This window comes from Thioalkalivibrio sp. ALMg9 (assembly GCF_000380625.1).
Lineage (GTDB): Bacteria > Pseudomonadota > Gammaproteobacteria > Ectothiorhodospirales > Ectothiorhodospiraceae > Thioalkalivibrio > Thioalkalivibrio versutus.
The window spans coordinates 726,725-747,908 of sequence record NZ_AQYC01000009.1 but is presented as its reverse complement, the minus strand read 5'-3'; the positions used below and the strand labels follow the sequence as shown (position 1 = coordinate 747,908).

Genomic DNA, 21,184 nt, shown 5'->3' with positions numbered 1-21,184 from the left:
CGGAAACGAAGGCCCGGCGAAAATCGGATGGCAACTGCCAACCCCGCATCATACACGAATCGAAGACGTAACGAGCGAAAACATCGGACATCTTCCAGGGAGATGCGGCGGGATGTTCGAAATGCCGCAACCGGCTTGCTCGTCCTGGACGGGGGCGGAATCGTGGGGACGCCTATTCGTTGTTCCACTTGAGCTGTCGGGATATAGTTCGTCCAAGGATTTTTGCTGGATACGGTATGTCGCTTACCCCTACGGACCTGTTCAACTTGCTGGCCGACGAGACACGGCTTCGCTCGCTCTTGCTGATGCAGGCGGAAGGGGAGCTGTGTGTCTGCGAGCTGACCCACGCTCTGGAGATGTCCCAGCCGAAGGTATCGCGTCACCTGGCCGCTCTGCGCCATTATCAGGTGGTGCGTACCCGGCGCGAGAGCAACTGGATCTATTATCGGCTCTCGCCGGAGCTTCCTGAATGGGCCGCGGAGATCCTGAAGACTGCGGATCGTGCCGCCTCCCGAACGGAGCCGTACACAAGTGATCGCGACCGGCTCAACACCGCGCCCAGTCGTGCGGAGTGCCTGGATTCGGCCTGAGGATCGTCGTACGCAGAAAGCTGCAATAACGTCAAAACGGCCGGACCACCAAGAGGGTGGTCCGGCCGTTTCTGTTTGGATGCGAAGCCTTGCGCGTGACCGCTCAATGAGGCTCGCGGTGGACGCAGGCGAGGATCGCCGTCGCGATGTCGCTGGCTTCGATGCCCGGGGCGTCCAGGCCGATCTCCTGCATGCAGGTGGTCGCAGCAGTGCGCAGGGCTTCTTCTTCCAGTGGCTGGCCGTGCAGGGCGTCGGCGATGCGATCCATGCCGTCTTCCGGGAAGACCGTGAAATCGCCGGAGAGCAGGAGATCGGCGATGTGGTCGTCCTTTTCCATCAGCTGGGCCCGAATCAGCCCGCCGGGGGCCTTGTGGGCACCTTCGGTCAGGTGGGTTCCGGCGGCGATCTTCACGCCCATCTCGACGAATTTGCGTCCCTTGCGGTAGGTCCATTCCGGGTCGGTCAGTTCGGCGACCTGTTCCTCGATGGCCGCATTTTCCTCGGCGGTGGGCTCGCTCATCTCGACTTCGACGGCGAGATCACTGGCGACGCGTTTCAGGAAGGCATCGCGCACGGTTTCGCGGGCCGGCATCTCGCCCAGTTCGCGTGACAACGTGGTGATGTAGTCCTCCATGCCGGCGCGCAGCTTGTCGCGGAACTTCTCCGAAGGGACCTTGAGGCAACGCGCCATGGTCGCGGTGTCGAAGTCGAACATGAAGCTGCCGACCATCACGGTGGCGTTGCCAATGCTGGCGGCACCCGTGCCACCGATCTTGCGTCCGTCCACGTGGATGTCGTTCACCGGGCGGAAGGTCGCGTTCACGCCCAGGTCCTGGTAAGTGTTGATCACCGGGTCGATGAACTTCTTGTAGATGTCGGAGACGATCCGCGGGGCCTTGGACGACGGATAGATGAAGTGGAAGAACATCTGGTTGTGGTCCAGATACACCGCACCGCCACCGACGTGGCGGCGGATGATCGGCAGGTTCTGTTCCTTGCAGAAGTCTTCGTCGGCCTCCAGGGCGATCTCCTGATGCAACCCGACGCAGACATACGGGTCGTCAGGGTTGACCAGGGTGAGCACCGGATCATCGTCCTTGCCCATGGCCTCGGCGATGCCGTGGTAGACCGCCTGGGACCGCACGGCGGGCTGCTGGCCGAAATCGATTACGCGTAAACGCATGGTGTTGTCCTTGTCTTGTCTTGGGGGCGATGTCTGCGGCCGGTCTAGAACTCGGCGTTCCAGGTGAGCCCGAAGCTGCGGCCGGGGGCCCAGATGTCCTGTACGCCATTGGCCGGGTCCAGGCGTGCCTCGGTCATCTCGTTGACGTGCTCGCGGTAGGTCTTGTTGGCGATGTTGGTCACGCTAAAGGTGATCTCGTTGGAACGAAAGCCGGCGCTGGGCCCGAAGCGGTAGCCGACGGCGAGGTCGGCGGTGGCGAAACCGGAGGTGTTGCGCTCGGTACCGTCCGGGAAATCCTCATTGGCGGTGAACCGGTCCGCGGTGCGGCTCTGACTGGCGACTGCCCGGATGCGGGCATCCCACTGCCAGCCTTTTGCAGTCGACTGGGTCAGGCCAATCGTGGCCTCCGGCGGGGGCATCTGGGTCAGCGGCTCGTCAAAGCGGCGGTCGCGGTTCTCGCCGCGGATCCACGTGCCACTCGCATAGCCGGTGATCGCGTCGGTGAACGCGTGTTCCACCAGGGCCTCGATGCCGTGGATGCGGGCCTCGTCCAGATTGATGGTGTCCTTCTCGTCGCTGCTGATCGTTACGCCACCGATGTAATTGCGGATGCGGCTTTCATAGGCGGATACGGTGTAGGAGGTCGCGCCGATTTGGCCGCGTGCACCCACTTCGAACGTGCGGTTCCGTTCCGGATCCAGCTGCGGGTCGCTGTTCCATGTGTACCCATCGCTGTAGGGATAGGTCAGGTAGCGTTCCAGCAGGCTCGCGGAGCGATAGCCCTCGGACAGACTGAAGTACGGGTTGAAGGCGTCATGAAGGTGCCAGGTGAGCCCGGCCGACCAGCTCAGGTTCCGATCGGTCTTGTCCAGAGGGGCGGTGACCCCCATGGCGGAGTCGGCGCTGCCCCGTACCTCGTCATAGCGAGCGCCCACATTGACGGTGGCCCAGTCGAGGTAGGTCTCGTGCTGTACGAAGACGCCGGCAGACTCGATCTTCCCGTTTTCGACCAGCGGCATCCGGTTCACCGGTTCATAGTCCGGTGGGAAGCCCACGTAGGACACCGGGCTGGCGCGCAGGCGCCAGGCCTCGGCCCCGACCAGCAGGATCTGGTCATCGGTGGGGACCAGTTCGGTCTGCACGCGGAGGCCGTCCGTGGTGAAGTCGGTATCGGACGTCCGGTAGTCCTTTTGCAGGCGTTCGCTCCAGTCGTAATTCCCGCGGGAGAGCTCCTGCCGATAGATCGACGCCTCCACCCGTGGCGCCCAGGCACCGTTCAACTCGCCTTCATAGCTCAACTCGACGAGGTCGCGGGTCTGGCGCGGGGTGTAGTGCGTGTTCAGCCCTTCCGGTCGCTGCCCGTCGTTCGGTGTAAAGGTGCGCGAGGCGAGGTACCAGACGTCCTTGCGCTCGTCGCGCTGGGCGCGGAACTGGACCTCGTGGCCCGGCGCCAGCTTGCCGCGGTAACGCAGGTGGTAGGCGTTCTGTTCGGTGCCGGAGTCGCGCAGACGGTCGCCGTCGCCGTTCTTGTAGTCGTCGGTGTTCAGGTAGGCGGTGGACAGGTCCAGCACGTTGCGGTCGTTGGAGACGGTGACGCCGACCGCGCCGCGGATGCCTTCGTCGACCGAGGTGACGCCCAGGCGGGAGAAGCCGCGGGTCTCGGGTTCGTCGGTGAAATCGCCGCCGCGGGTGATGATGTTGATCACGCCGCCCATGGCACCGGCGCCGTAGAGCACGGAGCCCGGGCCGCGCACGATCTCGATGCGTTCGATCAGGTCGACGTTGACATAGGAAGCCAGCGAGCCGCGGGCCGGCGGCTGCATCGCATTGATGCGCACGCCATCGACCAGAACCAGCACCTGGTCGCGCTTCAGGCCACGAATGATCGGATCGGAGCCCACCGATCCGTCCACGGCCGTAGCGACACCCGGCTGGCCGCGCAGGAGGTCGCCCAGGGTGCGGGCCTCGCGGTTGCGGATTTCGCTGGCCTCGATCACGGTGACGGAGGACGGCGTCTCGTCGATCAGGGTCTCGTATCCGGTGGCCGTAACCGATACGGTGCCCAGTGTCTGAGCGGCCTCCTGGGCATAAGCGAGGGCGGGTGATGCAAGCAGACTGGCCAGCGTCAGATGACCGACAACACGACGTTTCATGACTCGATGGCTCCCCAATAAGCGTTTCAGAACGCGCTAAAGTAGGTTCGTCGATCACGAAGGGCAACTTAAACCCCGGATGGCCAGGCCCATTCCGGGCATGTCATGGCCGTTGGAGAACAGCCGCCAGAGGAGGGATCCGCCATGCTGGAACTGGGAATCGTCGCGCTGGCCACGTTTTTCGTGACCATCGGGCCGGTGGATGTCGCGGTGGTATTCGCGGTCCTCAGTCGGGGCGTGGACCCAGCCCAGCGCCGTGCCATGGCCATCCGCGGGGCGGCGGTCGCGGGCGGCATCCTGTTGCTGTTCGCGCTGGTCGGGGAGGCGCTGCTGTCGCTGCTGGGGATCTCGCTGGCGGCGCTGTACACCGCGGGCGGGATCCTGCTGCTGTTGATTGGCATCGACATGGTGTTTGCCCGCAGCTCGGGCGCGGTGTCGGCCACGGCGGCCGAGACGCAGGAGGCGCGCACCCGCAAGGACTTGTCGATCTTTCCGTTGGCCACGCCCTTGCTGGCCGGCCCCGGCGCGATGGGGGCCGCGATCCTGATGATGAGCCGGGCCGAGGGCGACTGGATGGCCCAGGCCGTGGTGCTCGGGGCGTTGGTGGCCGTTATGGTGCTTGCGCTGGTGTGCCTGCTGGTGGCGTCACGTCTGCAGCACTGGCTGGGCGTGACCGGCGCGCATGTGCTCACGCGCATCCTGGGCGTGCTGCTGAGCGCGCTCGCGATGCAGTTTATCTTCGACGGGCTTCAGCGAAGCGGTTTGCTCGGCGCCTGAAACGGCTGGCGTGGTCATGCGATGAACGGGGCCCTCCGCTCGCGCGAGAAGGCCCCGCCGGCAGATGGTGGGGTTAGAGCAGGTCTTCGGTGATGGCGTCGATGCCGGCTGCCGCGCATTCGTCATCGACCTGTCCGCTAGGGGCGCCGGAGATGCCGATGCCGCCGACAATCCGACCACCGGTGGTGATCTGCTTGCCGCCGCCCAGAGTGCTGACGCCCGGCAGGTGCTGGATGCCATAGCCGGCCTCTCCCGGTTCCGTCATCTCGCGAAGCTCCAGGGTGTCGGTGCGGAAGCTGACGGCGGTCCAGGCCTTGCGGATGGCGGTATCCACCGTGTGCGGGCCGGCAAAGCGGTCGCGCTTCAGGGCCTGGGGGGTGCCATGTCGGTCGACCACGGCTGCAGTGACCTGGGTGTCGCGTTCGCGGCAGGCCTCGACCGCGGCCTCTGCGGCCTTGACCGCAAGCTCGGGGATCAGCGTCGGGGTGTCGAAGGTACCCTCGCTGGCGTGCAGCGGCGCGGCGGCAAACGCAAGGAAGATCGGGGCAGCAAGGCAGTAACGCAGGGTGGTCATGATGGGCCTCCAGAAAGCTGTGGTTTCGCAACTCTGATAACTAGATGCCCGGGCACCGCTCTTCAACGCGCCGTGACGCCGCGCTAAGTGGTATCCACTTTCGATCAGGTAAATCTGACTATTCGACAGTAAGGTACGGAAGAAGTCTTATAAAACGGATTGAATAACGCCACGCCTGGCGGCTGTGCAGCTGGGGCCCGTAGGACGGGCCGATCAGGCGGCGCCGCTCGCGGCTTCACGCTCGCGACGAGCGAGATCGCGCAATGCGTGGCGCAGGGCCGGGCGCAACGGGGTGTTCAGGTGAGCCCTCGCTCGGGACGGCGGGATGGCGTGCCGCCGGCAGAACAACCCCAGGGCGTAGGCAAGGTCGTCGCGCGAGAGTGCGGTTTCGCGTTCGGCGCTCGGCCCCTTGCAGGCACCGCACTGATTCACGCGGACCTGGAAGGCAGTATTGGCCAGCATGACCCCGAAGCCCATCTGGGTGGCGAGGAGTTCCGCGATATGGGCCTCGTTACCCTCCAGGGCGGGTGGGGGCTCGCCAGCCGTGGCGAGCAGGCGCAAGGCGATCTCGCGCGCGAAGTGGGCAATCAGCGCCTGGGAATGGGCGACGAGCTCCGGGTCGTAGCGGATGCCGACGCCCCCCGGCTGGGGTTCCGCCGGGTTGCGGCTCGGTCGGGCCGTATTCATCGCATCCCAGGGGATGGGATCGTCCATCAGATTTCCAGGGTGCACAAGCCGGAACGGGCTGTCTCCGAGCCCGCCATGTTCCAGTACGCGATCGAACACCAGTTGAGCCATGGCCTGGCGATTGTCGGCTTGCCCGGGGAAGTGCTCGGCCGTGGGCAGAACGAGGTGGGCCTTGCGCAGCATCGATCCCAGGTGTGGTTCGTTCCCGGCCCAATCGAAGATGGCGTGGATCCAGGCCCGGCTTTCGGGATCGAGGGCCGGGGCGCGTTGAAACAGGCGGGGAATGAGCGAGATCACAGGCGATCCTGAACAGCAGATGTAGGCTCATTGTAAGGGAGGCGAGCGGGGCGTCGCGATCAATCGGTGCCCGGGCGGGAAGATCGGGTGGCTGGCCTGCTATGTTTGATGAACAGGGTGTGCATGACGGCATGCCGCCCCTTGGGGAAAACGCTGGATGAGCCGGGCTTGCGGGTAGCGCAGCGGCGAAGCAATCCATGAACAGCGGATGGCCCGGCCCGATTGATTGGCTCGCTGCGCTCGAAATCATGGAAAGCGGGTGGTTCAGTGTTTTTCCGGGAACGCTACAAAGGAGGTTGGTATGAGCACGATGAAGGCGGCAGTTTTTGTCGAACCCGGGCGGATCGAGTTGCAGGAGCGTCCAATCCCGGAGATCGGGCCGACGGACGCCCTGCTGCGGGTGACGGCCACGACCATCTGCGGGACCGATGTGCATATCCTCAAGGGCGAATACCCGGTGGAGGCGGGCCGCATCGTGGGGCACGAACCGGTTGGGGTGATCGAACGCCTCGGGGACGCAGTGACCGGCTATGAGGTCGGCCAGCGGGTCATCGCGGGCGCGATCACGCCCTGCGGGCAATGCCATTCCTGCCTGGAGGGCATCTCCAGCCAGTGTGGTGGCAAGGCCATGGGTGGCTGGCAACTGGGAAACACGATCGATGGCTGTCAGGCGGAGTACGTGCGCATCCCCAATGCGCAGGCGAATCTGACCCCGGTGCCGGACGGCCTGAGCGACGAACAGGTACTGATGTGTCCGGACATCATGAGCACCGGTTTCGGCGGCGCCGAGCATGGGCACATCCACATCGGCGATACGGTGGCCGTGTTCGCCCAGGGCCCTATCGGCCTTTGTGCCACGGCGGGTGCCAAGCTCATGGGGGCCACCCGGATCATCGTGGTGGACGGGGTCCCGGAGCGCCTGGAGACCGCCCGCAAGCTGGGCGCGGATGTGGCGATCAACTTCCGCGAGCAGGACCCGGTCGAGACGATCATGGAGCTGACTGGCGGGCGCGGGGTCGATGTGGCCATCGAGGCCCTGGGGCAGCAGCAGACCTTCGAGGCCTGTCTGCGCATCCTGAAACCGGGCGGGACCCTTTCCAGTCTCGGGGTGTATTCGGGCAAGCTTTCCATGCCGCTGGATGCGATTGCGGCCGGGCTGGGCGATCACACCATCGTGACCACCCTGTGCCCCGGCGGGAAAGAACGCATGCGGCGGTTGATGGAGGTCGTCGCCTCGGGGCGCGTGGACCTGACGCCGATGGTGACGCACCGTTACAAGCTGGCGGATATCGAGACGGCTTACGAGCTGTTCTCGCATCAACGCGACGGCGTGCTGAAGGTCGCCATTACGCCGTAGGCAAGCACTTGCTGAACCAGGCGGCCGCGAGTTCGGCTGCCTGTTCCAGCGTGCCCGGTTCCTCGAACAGGTGGCTGGCGCCGGGTACGATCTGGAGCTCGCAGCGCGCGTGCATGAGCGCCTGCGCCTGGCGATTCAGTTGAATCACCATGGTGTCGTCACCGCCCACGATGAGGAGGGTGGGGCTCTCGACTCGGGGCAGGGCGGCGCCCGCCAGATCCGGGCGCCCGCCGCGCGAGACAACGGCCCGGATGGTCTCCGGAGCTGCTGCAGCGGCCTGCAACGCTGCGGCGGCGCCGGTGCTGGCGCCAAACAGCCCGAGCGGCAGGGGTGCCAGGCGAGGCTGGACGGACGCCCATTGGCAGGCCTGCACCAGCCGCCGGCCGAGGAGTTCGATATCGAAGCGGTTGGCGTAGGTGCGATCTTCCTCTTCGGTGAGAAGATCGAACATCAGGGTGGCGATGCGGCTGGCCTGCAGTGTCCGCGCCACTTGATGATTGCGCGGGCTCAGGCGGCTGCTACCGCTGCCGTGCGCGAAAACGACGAGCCCAATGGGTGTCTCGGGTACGCCGAGAATCCCCTGGTGGACCTGGCCGTCCAGGGCCAGGTCGACGGACTGTTCATTCACGCGAGACATCGGGGTTTTCCGCACGGTGGACGGAGGCCATCATCGCGATGACCGCGTCGTCGGAGACTTGTTCGAAATCCTCGTAGTACGCCCCCACCGAGCCGCGGTAGTACTCGGGGATGTCCAGGGTGACCAGTTCATCGACCTCGTTTTCCAGGAGCGCCGCGGTCTCCGCTGGTGCCACCGGGATCGCCACGACCAGATGGCGAGGCTGGCGCTGACGTGCGTCGCGGATCGCGGCGCGCATGGTGAGTCCGGTGGCGATCCCGTCGTCGACAATGATCGCCAGCTTGCCGCCAACGTCCGGGGAAGGCGTCGTGCAGTACAGTTGGCGCCTGCGCCGGGCTTCGGCGCGTTCGCGTGCCTCGGCCTGGTCCAGCCAGCCTGGATCGACGCGTTCCGCCTCGCGTGGATTGCAGACCGGTTCGCCCTGCTCGGGCACGGCACAGATCGCGTACTCGGGATGGAACGGGTGGCCGATCTTGCGCGGGATCAGGAGATCCAGGGGCATGCCCAGGTGCCGGGCGACGGCGATCCCCAGGGGGACTCCGCCGCGCGGCAAGGCATACACAACGCCGGGTTGGCCGCGATAGCGGTCCAGGGCATGTGCGAGTTGCTCGCCGGCTTCCTTTCGGTCTCGAAATCGCATTGGGCCTACCCTCAGCGTGAGTGGGTATCACCTGAAGTGTAGACAGGCGTTGATCACTCGCGGGCGGCGCAAACAAAAAGGCCCGGGACCAGCGGTGCCCGGGCCTTGGAAGGGGTGTGGGGGCCCCTTGGGATTAGTTGAAGGCTTCCCCGGGCTTCACGCCCATCGCCTTCAGGATCATCGCCAGCGGGCAGAAGCCGGTGAAGGCGGACTGCAACAGGTTCGCGCCGACGAACAGGGTCAGGATCAGCCACATCGGGGTGAAGACCCACCCGAGGATGGCGCTGATGATCACGACGGTGCCGGCGAAGGCGAGGACGATGCGGTCAATGCTCATGGATGGTGTCTCCTAGTTAAGTATTAGTGAAGTCTAATATGCAGTCTGACGCTCACGAACACAAGGGGCGCGTAGTCGATGGGGTTCCCTCGCCACCCACCGCGCGGGCCGGGTTCAGGGGAAGATTTCGCCGGGCTTGAGCCCCATGGATTTCAGGATCATCACCAGCGGGCAGAAGCCGGTAAACGAGGCCTGAATCAGGTGGATGCCCATGAAGACGGCGAGCAGCAGCCACCAGGGGCTGGCCAGCCAGGTGAGCAGTACGCTGATCAGGACGACAATACCGGCAAACAACATGAAGAAACGGTCGGTGGACATGAGCACTCCCTCCCTTGTTACTACCCAGTAGATAGCACCGGCGCGGGAGTTCGGCAAGCATCGGACCGGATGCCCGCCTGGGGTGGATGCGGATCAACGCACGCGTTCGCGCTCGCGCGGCAACACCGTCGGTGGGCAGAAGCGGCCAAGCCCCGGCGTTCCATCGGTCGTGAGGTGGGTCCTCCACGCTCCCCGATCTGCGTTGCGACCTCCAATGAGAGGACACAGGCCGGTAGCGCGTCTACCCGTCTGCGTGCCGTATCGGGTCGCGGAAAACACGGGGTGCCAACGCGGACGTACGCATGGATCCGTGTCTCTCTAGCGTTCCTCGATGGAGGTGTAGTCGCGCGAGCGGTAGCCGGTGTAGAGCTGGCGCGGGCGGCCGATGCGGGATTCGGGATCCTGCATCATTTCGTTCCAGTGCGAGATCCAGCCGACGGTGCGGGCGAGGGCAAAGATCACGGTGAACATGTTCAACGGGATGCCCATCGCGCGCAGGATGATGCCGGAGTAGAAGTCCACGTTGGGGTAGAGCTTGCGCTCGATGAAGTAGTCGTCCTCCATCGCGATACGTTCCAGCTCCATGGCGACGTCGAACAGGGGCTGGTTATCGGCGCCCATGTCGCCCATCTCCGCCAGCAGGTCGTGGCACATCTTGCGGATGATCTTGGCGCGCGGATCGTAGTTCTTGTACACGCGATGGCCGAAGCCCATCAGGCGGAAGGAGTCGTTCTTGTCCTTCGCGCGGGCCACGAAGTCCTCCACGCTCTTGTCGGAGTGCACGATCTCCTCGAGCATGCGGATGACCTTCTCGTTCGCACCCCCATGCAGTGGACCCCAAAGCGAGGCGATGCCGGCGGAGATCGCGGCGAACGGGTTGGCCTCGGAGGAGCCGGACAGGCGCACGGTGGAGGTCGATGCGTTCTGCTCATGGTCGGCGTGCAGGATCAGGATCAGGTCGAGCGCGCGCACGAACACCGGGTTCGGCTGGTAGGGCTCGCTGGGCACGCCGAACATCATCGCGAGGAAGTTGGCGGTGTAGGACAGGTTGTTGTCCGGGTACATGAACGGCTGGCCGTTGGCGTACTTGTACGACCATGCGGCAATGGTGGGCATCTTGGAGATCAGCCGGTGCGCGGCGATGCGCCGATGTTCCGGGTTATGCACGTCCACGTTGTCGTGATAGAAGGCCGACAGCGCGCCAACCACGCCGACCATGATCGCCATCGGGTGCGCGTCGTGGCGGAAGCCGTCGAAGAAGCGGCGCACCGCCTCGTGCAGCATCGAATGCTCCTTGATGATGCGCGAGAAGTCGTGCAGATCGTCGGCGGCGGGCAGGTCGCCGTTCAGCAGCAGGTAGCAGACCTCGAGATAGGTGCTTTCCTCCGCCAGCTGCTCAATTGGGTAGCCACGGTAGAGCAGGGTGCCCTCGTCGCCGTCGATAAAGGTGACGTCCGAACGACAGCTGGCCGTGGACATGAACCCCGGGTCATAGGTGAAGTAGCCGAGCTCCTTGTACAGGGTGCGGACGTCCAGGCAGTTGGGGCCGTGCGAGCCCTCCTGGATCGGCAGCTCGATGCTCTTGCCGGTGGTGTTGTCGGTCAGCGTGACGGTTTTGCTCATGAAACGGCCTCGTAGCGAAGGGGTCGTCCGGATGCGGATTAGGTGAATGGTAAACCATCGACCGGCCCGCGGCAGAGGGGTGCGTGAAGTGTGTTGAGCTCGGAGGAAAAGGGCGATCGCGCTTGCCGCGCGAGGGCGTCAGGGCCCGGGGGTTCCGCGGCGCTGGCGCTTGTCGGCGTACATCGCGGCATCGGCGCTGGTCTGGGCCTCGGGCAGGGACCCGCTGACGGTGCGGCAGGCGTAACCGATGGACGCCGACACACCGGCCTCCTGCAGCGCCGCCCGCAGCCGGTTCGCGATCCCGGGGAGGTGGTCGGCCGGCGTCTCCGGAAGCAGCACGCCAAATTCGTCTCCACCCAGGCGGGCAATGATGTCGATTTCGCGACTGGCATCCCGCAGGGCCTGGCCAGCCGCCTTGATCAATCGGTCGCCGGCGTCATGGCCTTCCTGGTCGTTGACGGTCTTCAGGTTGTCGAGGTCGATGGCGACGAGACCCGCCGGGAGGCTGTGATCCTGGCAGCGCTGTTCCTCGGCGCTCAACGCGAGTAGCCAGCCGCGCCGGTTGCAGGTGCCGGTGAGGGCGTCGTTGTAGGCCTCCAGTCGCAGGGCCTCGCGCTCGCGTTCCAGTTCGTCGATCTGGCGGCGCTGGCGGATCAGTGACTCGATGACGGTGACGGCGGCCTGGATCTGGTCGGATTGCGCTTCGATGTCGGCCGATATGGGCTCCGGATTCATCGCGCAAAGTACGCCATACATCTCGTATTCGTGGTCCTGTACCGGAAACCCGATGTAGCTGCCGATGGCGGGGGGATCGGGTTGTGCGGCGAGGGCTTCCTGGTAGGCGGGAACCTGTTGTACGTCCGGCGTGATTCGCGGGCCGCGTTCGGCGAGCATGCGGATGCAGAAGGAGTTGCTCCAGTCAAAGGCCGTGCCGGCCTGAATGCCGTACCCGTGGTCGTCGGCGCGCACCACGATCTGCTCGTTGCCCTCGATGCGGGTCAGCATCCAGACGTCCAGGGGGGCGATCCGGCGGAGCAGTTTCAGGACGTGATCGACCCCGAGGTTGAACGGCGAGGGCGCGGTATCGGGGGGATCGAAGATTCGGGCCATGGGGCATTCCGTCGAGACGGTGGGGGCGGCTGTTCGCCGCGCAGGATGGAAAAAGTCTAGGAGATCGCAGGTCGCGCTGCCGGGCGCAGTTCGCGTTCCGCGCGCTTCAGGGCGTGTTCCAGGCTTCCAGCACCGGGTTCGCGCATGGCGTGGCCAATGGCCGCGGGGATGGCCTTTGCGGACAGGGCCTGTCGGATGTGTTGCGCCCGCGCCGCCAGGGGTTGCGCCCTCAGGTCGATCGCGAGCAGGCCGAAGCGGGTGCCACCGAGTCGACCGATCAGGTCGCTGGGGCCTGCCAGGCCCTGCAGGGCGAGGATCGCGCGAACCAGTTCGGTGTCATCCTGAATGCCAGTGCTGTCCACGCTCGAGTCCCCGGGGAAGAGATCGAACAGGATGATGCCGGCGGGTTGGCCGCTCTGTTGGCAGCGGGTCTCCTCTGCGTCTACCGCGAGCTCCCAGCCGTGGCGGTTGAGCACGCCGGTCAGGGGATCACCGTGGGCGGCCAGGGCCGCGTGCTGTCGCAACCGGTCCAGCCCCTCGGCGCGCTGGCTGAGGCGCAGCAGGTGCCCCAGCGATCCTGCCAGGGCACGAACGACCGGCTCATGGTGTTCGATCGCGGGGTCCATGGGTTCGGGATGCAATCCGCAAAGCGTGCCGAAGAGTTCGCCATCGGCATCGTACAGCGGGAACCCGATGTAGCAGCCAATCGTTGCGACGTCATTGATCGGGGCACTGGCATAGGCTGGAACCGTGCGTGTGTCGGCGGCGATGTTCGGTCCGTCTCCGGCGTTCATGTGCACGCAGTAGGAGTGCTGCCAGCTGAATGCCGCCCCGGGACGGATGCGCGGTGCGTGGCCGTGGGTGTGCAATACCACCCAGTCGTCGGATTCGACCCGCGTGAGCATCCACATGTCCAGCGGGATCAACGCCTGCAGCGCCCTCAGGGTGGCGTCGACGGCTCCGGAGAAGTCGTCGGCCAGTGCGGTAGCAAGGGTGGCCCGGGGCATTGGAGGTTTAGCTCGGTTCGGTCGAGCCGGTCATCCTACAGGCGCGGGAGTTCTGGGTGCGACAGCTGCCCACCGTGGACGTGTTGGCGTCCGAACTCGGCGCAGCGGGCGAGGGTGGGGATGGCCTTGCCGGGGTTGAGCAGCCCGAGCGGGTCGAACGCGCGGCGCAGGTGGTGAAACTGCTCCAGTTCCGGCGCGGCGAACTGCACGCACATGCCGTCCAGCTTTTCCACGCCTACGCCGTGTTCCCCGGTGACGGTGCCACCCACCTCCACGCAGAGTTCGAGGATCTGCTGGCCGAAGGCCTCCGCCGTTTCCAGTTGCCCGGGCTGGTTGGCGTCGTAGAGGATCAGTGGATGCAGGTTGCCGTCGCCGGCGTGGAACACGTTGCACACGCCGAGGCCAACCTCGCGCGACAGGGTGTTGATCCGTTCCAGCACCGTCCCGATCTGGTGGCGCGGGATGGTCCCGTCCATGCAGTAGTAGTCCGGCGAAATACGCCCGGCGGCAGGGAACGCGGCCTTGCGCCCGGCCCAGAACAATGCGCGTTCGGCGTCGTCGCGGGCGGTGTGCACCTCGGTGGCCCCCAGATCCAGGAGCTTCTGGCGTACCACCATGACGTCCTCGGAGACCTCGGCGTTGGTCCCGTCGAGTTCGCACAAGAGGATCGCGGCCGCCTCCACCGGGTAGCCGGCGTGGACGAAGTCCTCCGCAGCGCGGATGGCAGCGTTGTCCATCATTTCCAGCCCGGCGGGAATCAGTCCGGCGGCGATGATGCCTGCCACTGCGCGTCCGGCGGCCTCGGCCTGGTCAAAGCTGGCCAGCAGGACCTGGGTGCGCTCGGGGCGGGGCAGCAGGCGCACGGTGACTTCGGTGACGATGCCCAGCATGCCCTCCGAGCCAACCATGAAGGCGAGCAGGTCCAGTCCGGCACTATCCAGCGTCTTGCCGCCGAGGCGGATGATCTCGCCCTCGAGGGTGACCAGTTCCAGCCCGATCACGTTGTGCACGGTGAGTCCGTACTTCAGGCAATGCACGCCTCCCGCGTTCTCGGCCACGTTGCCGCCGATGGAACACGCGATCTGCGAGGACGGGTCGGGTGCGTAGTAGAGCCCCTGCGGGGCCGCCGCCTCGGAGATCGCGAGGTTGCGCACGCCGGGCTGGACGACCGCGCAGCGGTTGTCGGCATCGATCTCCAGGATGCGATTGAAGCGCGCCAGGGATAGCAGCAGCCCAGTCTCGCTGGGCAGGGCGCCGCCGGACAGCCCGGTGCCAGCCCCGCGTGGCACGATCGGGACCCCGTGCTCGCGGCAAAGCCGGAGGCAGGTCAGCAGTTCCTCGTGGGTCCGTGGCAGGGCCACGGCCCCGGGGATCTGGCGGTAGGCGGAGAGACCGTCGCACTCATAGGCTCGGCGTTCCGCGGCCTCGACCACCAGGGCGTCCGAGGGCAGCTCGGTGGTCAGACCCTCAATGACCGCAGCCAGCGCCTGTGCGGCGGCCTCGGTCGGCGGTGTGGCGGGATGGGCGCTCATGGCCTCGATGGTAGGGGTCTGCTGGGTCCGTGTGAGGTGATCGCATAAACTGTGGGTCTTTTCCGCAAGCGGGACGTGATGATGGGCATTGGGCTGGGCTCGTATCTGGCAGTGGCGGCAGGCGGTGCGCTGGGCTCGGCACTGCGGCTGGGGATGCAGGAGTGGATGGTGGCGCACTTCGGGCGTGCCTTTCCCTGGGGTACGTTGAGCATCAACATCCTCGGCTCGTTCCTGATCGGGGTACTGGCCGTGGTGCTGGTGGAGCGCCTGGAACTGCACCCGGCCTGGCGCTTGTTGCTGGTCGTCGGGGTGCTGGGTGGCTTTACGACGTTCTCCACCTTCTCCCTGGAAGTCGTTCACATGGTGGATGTAGGCGCCTGGGCGCGTGCACTGGGCTACATGCTCGCGAGCCTGCTGGTCTGCGTGCTGGCTGCGGCAGCGGGGCTCCACGGAACTCGATTCCTGCTGGGGGTCGGGCCGGTCGCCTCGTGAGGGCATTGGCCGCGACCGTGGACGCCACGGGGCGGCAACCGTAGACTTCCCCGTCGTTCTTTCCACCCCTTGCCGGAAATCCGTCATGCTTGATATCCACAGCCTGCGCCAGGACCTGGATGCGACTGCCACCGCTCTGGAACGCCGTGGCTATACCCTGGACCGCGAACGCTTCAAGGCCCTGGAGGCCCGCCGCAAGGCGTTGCAGATGCGCACCCAGGAGCTGCAGGCCGACCGCAACACTCGCTCCAAGGGTATCGGGCAGGCGAAGGCGCGGGGCGAGGACATCGAGCCGCTGAAGGCCGAGGTCGGGCGCCTGGGCGACGAGCTCAAGCAGTGCGAGACCGATCTGCACGGGGTCCAGCAGGAGCTGGATGCGATGCTGATGCAGATCCCGAATCTGCCGCAGGTGGACGTGCCCGACGGACTGGACGAGAAAGACAACGTCGAGGTCCGCCGCGAGGGGACCCCGCGGACCTTCGATTTCACGCCGCGCGATCACGTGGACCTGGGCCTGCCCGGTGGCTGGCTGGACTTCGAGGCCGCGGTGCGGGTGGCCGGTTCGCGTTTCGTGGTGATGCGCGGTCAGATGGCGCGCCTGCACCGGGCACTGACCCAGTTCATGCTCGATCTCCATACCGGCGAACACGGCTACCAGGAGACCTACGTCCCCTACCTGGCCAATCCCGAATCGCTGGAGGGGACCGGGCAATTGCCGAAGTTCGACGATGACCTGTTCTCGGTCGACTGTGACCAGCGCTACCGTCTGATCCCCACCGCCGAGGTCACCCTGACCAACCTGGTGCGCGAGCAGATCCTCGATGCCGAGGCCTTGCCGCTGAAGATGGTGGCCCACACCCCGTGTTTTCGTTCCGAGGCGGGCAGCTATGGGCGCGATGTGCGCGGCCTGATCCGGCAGCACCAGTTCGAGAAGGTGGAACTGGTGCAGATCGTGCAGCCGGAGACCTCGGATGCCGCACTGGAGGAACTCCTGGGCCATGCCGAGCGGGTCTTGCAGGCGCTGGAACTGCCCTACCGCGTGATGCTCCTGAGCGCCGGGGACATGGGCTTTGCCGCGGCGCGCACCTATGACCTGGAAGTCTGGCTGCCGGCCCAGGATGCCTACCGCGAGATCTCCTCGTGCTCCAACTTCCAGGCCTTCCAGGCGCGCCGCATGCAAGCGCGCTTCCGGCCGAAGGCGGGCGAGCGCCCGGAGCTAGTGCATACCATCAACGGGTCCGGGGTTGCGGTGGGCCGGGCCTTGGTCGCATTGCTGGAGAATCACCAGCAGGCGGACGGCTCGATCCGCATCCCGGAAAAACTGCGCCCGTATCTCGGGGGAACCTCGGTGATGGAGCCACCGTCCGAATAGGAGGTCCACCGGGAGTCGGCTTGACGTGAATAACGCCCTTGGCAGGAAGAGTTGGTTTGGTTGGCTGGCGAGCGTCTCGCTGGTAGGCATGGTGATGTTGTTCGCGACCGCCTCGGTGGCGGACGAATCCGTCGAATCCGACGAGGGGATCGTGTTCGATGACACCCCGCGCCCGATTGGGCTGCATACGCCCGACTGGTTCGAGCTGAGCTTCCTCGATCTGCGCGAGGACCTGGAAGATGCGGTGGAGCAGGGAAAGATGGGGCTGGCCGTCTACTTCGGCATGGATGACTGCCCCTATTGCGAGGCGCTGTTCGACAAGAACTTCGCACAGGACGATATCCGCGAGTACCTGGCGTCACACTTCAACGTGGTGGCTATCGACGCGCTGGGCACACGTGAAGTCACGGACCTGGACGGCGAGACCTGGCTCGAACGGCGCTACGCCGCCGAACAACGGCTGAACTTTACCCCCTCGATTGCCTTTTACGACGAGGACGGCGAGCGCATCCATCAGATGCGCGGTTACTACCCGCCATACCGGTTCCGCGCGCTGCTGGAATACGTGATTGACCGGCATGATCGCGAGGAGAGTTTTCGCGACTATCTGGAGCGCGCCGACCCACCGCCAAAGTTCGATCTCGACGACATCAACCAGCGGGAGTTCTTCATCAACCAGCCGTATGCGCTGGATCGGAGCCGAATCCCCGCCGAACGCCCACTGGTGGTGTTCTTTGAGCGCGAGGCCTGCCATGCCTGCGATATCATGCACTCCGAGCCGCTGCAGCAGGACGAGGTGCTGGAGCGCATCGGCCTGATGGATGCGGTGCAGCTGGATGCCGACGATGCCGATACGCCGGTGCTGACGCCGGGTGGCGACCGCACCAACGCAAAAGACTGGGCCGCGGAACTGGGTGTGCACTGGGCGCCCACGCTCATTTTCTTCGACGAGCGTGGCGAAGAGATTATCCGCATCGATTCGGTCGTCCACCAGAATCGGCTGCGCAACGTGCTGGACTTTGTCCTGACCCGTGGCTACGAGGAGTATCCGACCTTCGAACGCTGGCGTGCCCAGCAGCCGCCGCGCCCCTGACCACGCCGCTGACTCAAGGAATCATCCCTTTGCATTTCGACCGTGACTTCGTAATCCGCAACCGTGAAGTGCTGGAAGGTATCGTTGCCCGTTCCCACCGCGTGGCGCTGGGAATCTTCGCGCTGACCTTCGGGGGCTACGGGGCGGCGGTATGGCTCTGGTTCCAGGACAACGTGTGGGCCGCCCTGGTGGTGGCGACGCTCAGCTATCTGGTGTTCCGCCAGTTCCGCATGCTGGCGCTGGGCGTAGCGCGCATGCCGCTACGCGGCGATGCGGAGGCGGTGGAGGCGCTCAAGGCGATCGATATGGCGCTGGAACAGGACAAGCCCCACCCGGTACTGGCCGAGGTCGAGGCGCATCTGCGGGCGCTGGAAGAGGCGCCCGCAACGCAGGAGGAACGCGAGGCCGCGGGCCCGGACGATTCGAAGAAGGGGGCCGGCAAGGGCGACTGACAGCGACCTGTGATCTCCGGATCAGAGCTCGACGGGTACGCCCAGTTTCTGTTCGATGACCCGCACCAGGGTCGCGTGCAGCTCTTCGCCGTTGCGATCGTCGATCCAGGTGCCTTCCTCGTCGGAATAGCCGAAATGGGCCGGTCCTTCGGGCGAGGAGAGCCAGATCTGCTGTGCGGCCTCCTGGCGGTTCAGGATCATCTGGGCGCCATCGTCGAATTCGATCGTCATCACGCCGTCGATCAGGTCAATGTCCAGGTCGTCCAGCGCGCTTTGCTCGGTGAGGCGGGTCTGGATGTCGTCCAGGGTGTTTTCGGCGAATACGGCGAAGGAGGTCTGGCTCATGGGGATCTCGATACGGTCGGGAAGAGGGGGTTGGCTGCGCCGCGATTATAGGTCAGCCGCGCCAGGCGGCAATGGCCAACCCGGCCCAGCCGAGGATAAACGCCGTGCCGCCCAGCGGTGCAATCGCGCCGAGGATACGGGGTGCGCCGAGCGCCAGGGCATACAGGCTCCCAGAGAACAGCAGGATGCCGATCACGAACGCCACAGCACTGGCAGCGGCCCAGCCGTTGGCCAGGTGGGCCCACAACGCCGCGATCAGCAGCAGGGCCAGGGCATGGATGAAGTGATACTGGACGCCGGTATGCCAGGTCGCGAGGGCCTGTTCCGTCAGGCGTTCCTGCAGGGCGTGGGCGCCGAAGGCGCCGAGGACGACGGCAATCCCTGCCAACAGGGCAGCGATGACAACAAGGGGGCGAATCAGCGGTTCGCTGGCCCCCATCAGGCGTCGTCGCCCATCTCGCTGTCGATGTCCTGGCCGGCGACCCAGCCGTGCTCACGGGCGCGCTCGATGGCTTCGTTATGGATGCGTTCATGGCGCTCGCGCAGCTCGGGCGGGAGGTTGCTGATGCGCAGGCTGTATTTGTCCCACTCGGCGTTGACCTGGTCATGCAGCATCTGGATGCGCGAGACATCCCAGCCATCGCAGGTTTCGTCCTCCGGGAGGATGCCGAATACCCAGGCATCGCGGATGAAATTGCCGATGGGGGTCATGCCGGCGTACATGTCGTTGTACAGGCCGACGTAGGTGCGACTGGAGCGTTTGGGTTCATTCATGCTGCATAGTCTAGGGAAATACTGATGAATGTACACACTCGCGTTGGCACCCCAGGTTTTCCGAGACAAGGCGCGTCGTGCAGCGGGTAGTGGTTCTACCCGCAAGCGGCGCAACGCAGGATCGGGGAACCTGGGGTGCCAACCCCATAAACCATTGAATGCAGGGGCTCGGCCGCTTTTGCGTGCGCCCAGCGTTGCGGCTCGCTTATGTAGCTCGGCTACACTTCGCTCACCGCGCCTTGTTCGCACGCAAAAGCGACTCGAGCGCGAGGGTGTACATTCATCAGTATGTCCCTCGGCGTGCGTCCGTCTCAGGCAAAGCGATTTCGACGCGGGTTCCGGGGGCTTCCGGACGCGAACGGGGATACCAGGTGCACGCAACAAACGACTCGCTGACTCGGGTACGCATCCGCGCCCTGATCAAACTGATGGTTCTCGGGGCCGCCCTGCTGCTGGTTGGGGTGATGCTCCGGTACGCCTTTTCCGGACCGGGCGATACCCGTGGCGAGACGCTGCGGGTGGATCTTGCCGAGATTGCCCCGGGCGAGGCCCTGCGTGTGATTCACGGTAGCCGCCACGTGCTTGTGGTCCATCGCGATGCGGCGTGGCAGGCCGCCCTGGCCGGTGATGACGAGCTGGTCGACCCGGAGGCCCGCCGCGGCCAGCAACCGGACGGGCTGGATCGGCCATTGCGCAGCTTCCGGCCCGAGTGGCTGGTGGTGATCGGCGAAAGTGCGGATCTGGGTTGCGAGCTGGACCTGGTCCACCCGGACGAGGCCGACGGCTGGAGCGGTGGCTTTGTCGACCGCTGCCGGGGCGGACGTTACGACGGCGCCGGCCGCGTATATGCGGACCAATCGGCCCGGCGCAACCTGCCCATCCCCGACTATCGCTTCGCCGGGGATGACCAACTGATCCTGGGCAGACCGTGAAGGTCACCTCCCAAGCGGCCCCGGCTCTTTCACAGGGCCCCAGGGGTGACGTGGTTCCGGGAGGCGCCAACCCGGTATGCGGGTGTCTCTGCGGACGCGGAAAACCGTGTCCGGCCTGGACGGTCTGAGTCAGCCGTCCTCCACCTTCGCGAGGGTGATGGCAGGGTAGAGGTCAAAGCGCACGCTCTTGCCCTTGATGCTCGCCTGGGGCGAGTCGGGACCGAGGGCGGGCGCATGCAGCGGGCGCTTGACGATGACGCGACGTTCCACGTTCTGGCGCAGGGTGGCCAGGGTTTGCTCTGCGTCGGGGTCGGCCGCCTCGGGCATCAGCGCCTGCATCAGCTGCATGTCCTTTTTCACCGCGGCCCGCTTGGCCCGTTCCGGGAACATGGGATCGAAGACCGCGGCCATTGCCGGGACGGCGAGATGCGCCGGATCGGCCTTTCCCTCGTGCAGGGTGATGCGTCCGATGATGGGCGCGAGTTCCGGACTGGCCGCCGCGCGTTCCAGCGCGTCGGCGAGCAGGTGGTACACCACGGGATGCCGCTCCCAGGCCGTGACCCGGAAGCCGTGCGCGGCCAGCAGGAGGGTGTCGCGGCCCAGGCCGGCGGAGGCATCCAGCACATGGCCGTCACGCGGGAGTCTGCCGAAGGCGCGGATCAGGCCCTCGCGCTGGTGACCGGCATGGGCGAGGCGATAGCCCTGGCGCCCGGCGGCAAAGTCCAGCTGCAGTCGCAGCGGCGGGTGTACGTCCTCGCGGACCAGTTCGAGCCCGCGATCTCCCGTCTCCAGCACGAGCGTGGCTTCCCCGGCATGGGCGTAGCCGCGCGCCGCCAAGGCCTGGCGCAGTGCGTTGGCGGCGGACTCGTGGCCGGGGGCCGCGCGTACGGTGAGTGGCATGG

24 protein-coding genes are annotated in these 21,184 nt (G+C 65.8%); 8 read left to right on the top strand and 16 right to left on the bottom strand.

Annotated features, from left to right (window positions below; all coding sequences use genetic code 11):
• Positions 1-236: 236 nt before the first annotated feature.
• Positions 237-590: a metalloregulator ArsR/SmtB family transcription factor gene (locus tag F792_RS0112630; RefSeq protein ID WP_018169908.1), complete on the top strand. Its 354-nt coding sequence runs from the start codon at positions 237-239 to the stop codon at positions 588-590.
• Between the two features lie 103 nt (positions 591-693).
• Here the strand turns inward: F792_RS0112630 and F792_RS0112625 are convergent, their stop codons facing one another.
• Positions 694-1,773 carry a lipoate--protein ligase gene (locus F792_RS0112625; protein ID WP_018169907.1) on the bottom strand — a complete coding sequence of 360 codons (1,080 nt, stop codon included), beginning with the start codon at positions 1,771-1,773 and terminating at the stop codon, positions 694-696.
• 44 nt (positions 1,774-1,817) lie between these two features.
• Positions 1,818-3,926 (bottom strand): TonB-dependent siderophore receptor, encoded by a 2,109-nt coding sequence (locus F792_RS0112620; protein ID WP_018169906.1) that lies wholly within the window; start codon positions 3,924-3,926, stop codon positions 1,818-1,820.
• Between the two features lie 144 nt (positions 3,927-4,070).
• Here F792_RS0112620 and F792_RS0112615 point away from each other — a divergent pair, with 144 nt between their 5' ends.
• A complete protein-coding gene (locus F792_RS0112615; RefSeq protein ID WP_018169905.1) occupies positions 4,071-4,703 on the top strand; it encodes a MarC family protein in 633 nt (210 codons plus the stop codon).
• A 73-nt stretch (positions 4,704-4,776) separates the two neighbouring features.
• Here the strand turns inward: F792_RS0112615 and F792_RS0112610 are convergent, their stop codons facing one another.
• Positions 4,777-5,277 carry a heme-binding protein gene (locus F792_RS0112610; RefSeq protein WP_018145527.1) on the bottom strand — a complete coding sequence of 167 codons (501 nt, stop codon included), beginning with the start codon at positions 5,275-5,277 and terminating at the stop codon, positions 4,777-4,779.
• Positions 5,278-5,490: 213 nt separating this feature from the next.
• On the bottom strand, positions 5,491-6,261 hold the full coding sequence (locus F792_RS0112605) for a hypothetical protein (protein WP_018169904.1): 771 nt from the start codon (positions 6,259-6,261) through the stop codon (positions 5,491-5,493).
• Positions 6,262-6,562: 301 nt separating this feature from the next.
• Here F792_RS0112605 and F792_RS0112600 point away from each other — a divergent pair, with 301 nt between their 5' ends.
• On the top strand, positions 6,563-7,618 hold the full coding sequence (locus F792_RS0112600; RefSeq protein ID WP_018169903.1) for an NAD(P)-dependent alcohol dehydrogenase: 1,056 nt from the start codon (positions 6,563-6,565) through the stop codon (positions 7,616-7,618).
• Here the strand turns inward: F792_RS0112600 and F792_RS0112595 are convergent.
• The 8 genes from F792_RS0112595 to F792_RS0112560 form a co-directional block, all read right to left on the bottom strand.
• Positions 7,608-8,255 carry a dienelactone hydrolase family protein gene (locus F792_RS0112595; protein ID WP_018169902.1) on the bottom strand — a complete coding sequence of 216 codons (648 nt, stop codon included), beginning with the start codon at positions 8,253-8,255 and terminating at the stop codon, positions 7,608-7,610. The genes F792_RS0112600 and F792_RS0112595 overlap by 11 nt on opposite strands.
• Complete coding sequence (locus tag F792_RS0112590) at positions 8,239-8,895, bottom strand: phosphoribosyltransferase (protein ID WP_018169901.1); 657 nt, start codon at positions 8,893-8,895, stop codon at positions 8,239-8,241. The genes F792_RS0112595 and F792_RS0112590 overlap by 17 nt, the downstream gene beginning before the upstream one ends.
• Before the next feature lie 133 nt (positions 8,896-9,028).
• Complete coding sequence (locus tag F792_RS0112585) at positions 9,029-9,232, bottom strand: DUF2892 domain-containing protein (RefSeq protein WP_018145532.1); 204 nt, start codon at positions 9,230-9,232, stop codon at positions 9,029-9,031.
• Positions 9,233-9,346: 114 nt separating this feature from the next.
• Positions 9,347-9,550, bottom strand: a complete 204-nt coding sequence (locus tag F792_RS0112580) for a DUF2892 domain-containing protein (protein ID WP_018169900.1) — start codon at positions 9,548-9,550, stop codon at positions 9,347-9,349.
• Positions 9,551-9,868: 318 nt separating this feature from the next.
• Positions 9,869-11,173: a citrate synthase gene (locus tag F792_RS0112575; protein WP_018169899.1), complete on the bottom strand. Its 1,305-nt coding sequence runs from the start codon at positions 11,171-11,173 to the stop codon at positions 9,869-9,871.
• Between the two features lie 138 nt (positions 11,174-11,311).
• A complete protein-coding gene (locus F792_RS0112570) occupies positions 11,312-12,283 on the bottom strand; it encodes a sensor domain-containing diguanylate cyclase (protein WP_018169898.1) in 972 nt (323 codons plus the stop codon).
• 56 nt (positions 12,284-12,339) lie between these two features.
• Positions 12,340-13,290, bottom strand: a complete 951-nt coding sequence (locus tag F792_RS0112565; RefSeq protein ID WP_018169897.1) for a GGDEF domain-containing protein — start codon at positions 13,288-13,290, stop codon at positions 12,340-12,342.
• A 35-nt stretch (positions 13,291-13,325) separates the two neighbouring features.
• A complete protein-coding gene (locus F792_RS0112560) occupies positions 13,326-14,822 on the bottom strand; it encodes an FAD-linked oxidase C-terminal domain-containing protein (RefSeq protein WP_018169896.1) in 1,497 nt (498 codons plus the stop codon).
• Positions 14,823-14,903: 81 nt separating this feature from the next.
• On the opposite strand from F792_RS0112560, the gene crcB reads away from it, so the two are divergent.
• The 4 genes from crcB to F792_RS0112540 all read left to right on the top strand — a co-directional run bounded on the left by crcB (position 14,904) and on the right by F792_RS0112540 (position 18,231).
• Positions 14,904-15,314: a fluoride efflux transporter CrcB gene (gene crcB / locus F792_RS0112555; RefSeq protein WP_018145538.1), complete on the top strand. Its 411-nt coding sequence runs from the start codon at positions 14,904-14,906 to the stop codon at positions 15,312-15,314.
• An 85-nt stretch (positions 15,315-15,399) separates the two neighbouring features.
• Positions 15,400-16,686, top strand: a complete 1,287-nt coding sequence (serS, locus tag F792_RS0112550) for a serine--tRNA ligase (protein ID WP_018169895.1) — start codon at positions 15,400-15,402, stop codon at positions 16,684-16,686.
• Positions 16,687-16,774: 88 nt separating this feature from the next.
• Entirely contained in the window at positions 16,775-17,779 is a 1,005-nt protein-coding gene (locus F792_RS0112545) for a thioredoxin fold domain-containing protein (protein ID WP_018169894.1), read from the top strand.
• Positions 17,780-17,808: 29 nt separating this feature from the next.
• On the top strand, positions 17,809-18,231 hold the full coding sequence (locus tag F792_RS0112540; protein WP_018169893.1) for a hypothetical protein: 423 nt from the start codon (positions 17,809-17,811) through the stop codon (positions 18,229-18,231).
• 21 nt (positions 18,232-18,252) lie between these two features.
• Here F792_RS0112540 and cyaY read toward each other — a convergent pair whose 3' ends face one another.
• From cyaY to F792_RS0112525, 3 genes are read right to left on the bottom strand one after another with little or no spacing between them, the layout of a single operon-like run.
• Positions 18,253-18,576 carry an iron donor protein CyaY gene (gene cyaY / locus F792_RS0112535; RefSeq protein WP_018145542.1) on the bottom strand — a complete coding sequence of 108 codons (324 nt, stop codon included), beginning with the start codon at positions 18,574-18,576 and terminating at the stop codon, positions 18,253-18,255.
• Positions 18,577-18,628: 52 nt separating this feature from the next.
• A complete protein-coding gene (locus tag F792_RS0112530; protein ID WP_018169892.1) occupies positions 18,629-19,015 on the bottom strand; it encodes a DUF423 domain-containing protein in 387 nt (128 codons plus the stop codon).
• Positions 19,015-19,350 carry a hypothetical protein gene (locus tag F792_RS0112525; protein WP_018145544.1) on the bottom strand — a complete coding sequence of 112 codons (336 nt, stop codon included), beginning with the start codon at positions 19,348-19,350 and terminating at the stop codon, positions 19,015-19,017. Before F792_RS0112525 ends, F792_RS0112530 begins: the two co-directional genes overlap by 1 nt.
• A 371-nt stretch (positions 19,351-19,721) precedes the next feature.
• Between F792_RS0112525 and F792_RS0112520 the strand changes: the two genes are divergently transcribed.
• Positions 19,722-20,282: a hypothetical protein gene (locus tag F792_RS0112520; RefSeq protein WP_018169891.1), complete on the top strand. Its 561-nt coding sequence runs from the start codon at positions 19,722-19,724 to the stop codon at positions 20,280-20,282.
• A 129-nt stretch (positions 20,283-20,411) separates the two neighbouring features.
• On the opposite strand, the gene F792_RS0112515 is transcribed toward F792_RS0112520, so the two are convergent.
• Positions 20,412-21,182 (bottom strand): class I SAM-dependent methyltransferase, encoded by a 771-nt coding sequence (locus F792_RS0112515; RefSeq protein ID WP_018169890.1) that lies wholly within the window; start codon positions 21,180-21,182, stop codon positions 20,412-20,414.
• Positions 21,183-21,184 lie beyond the last annotated feature (2 nt).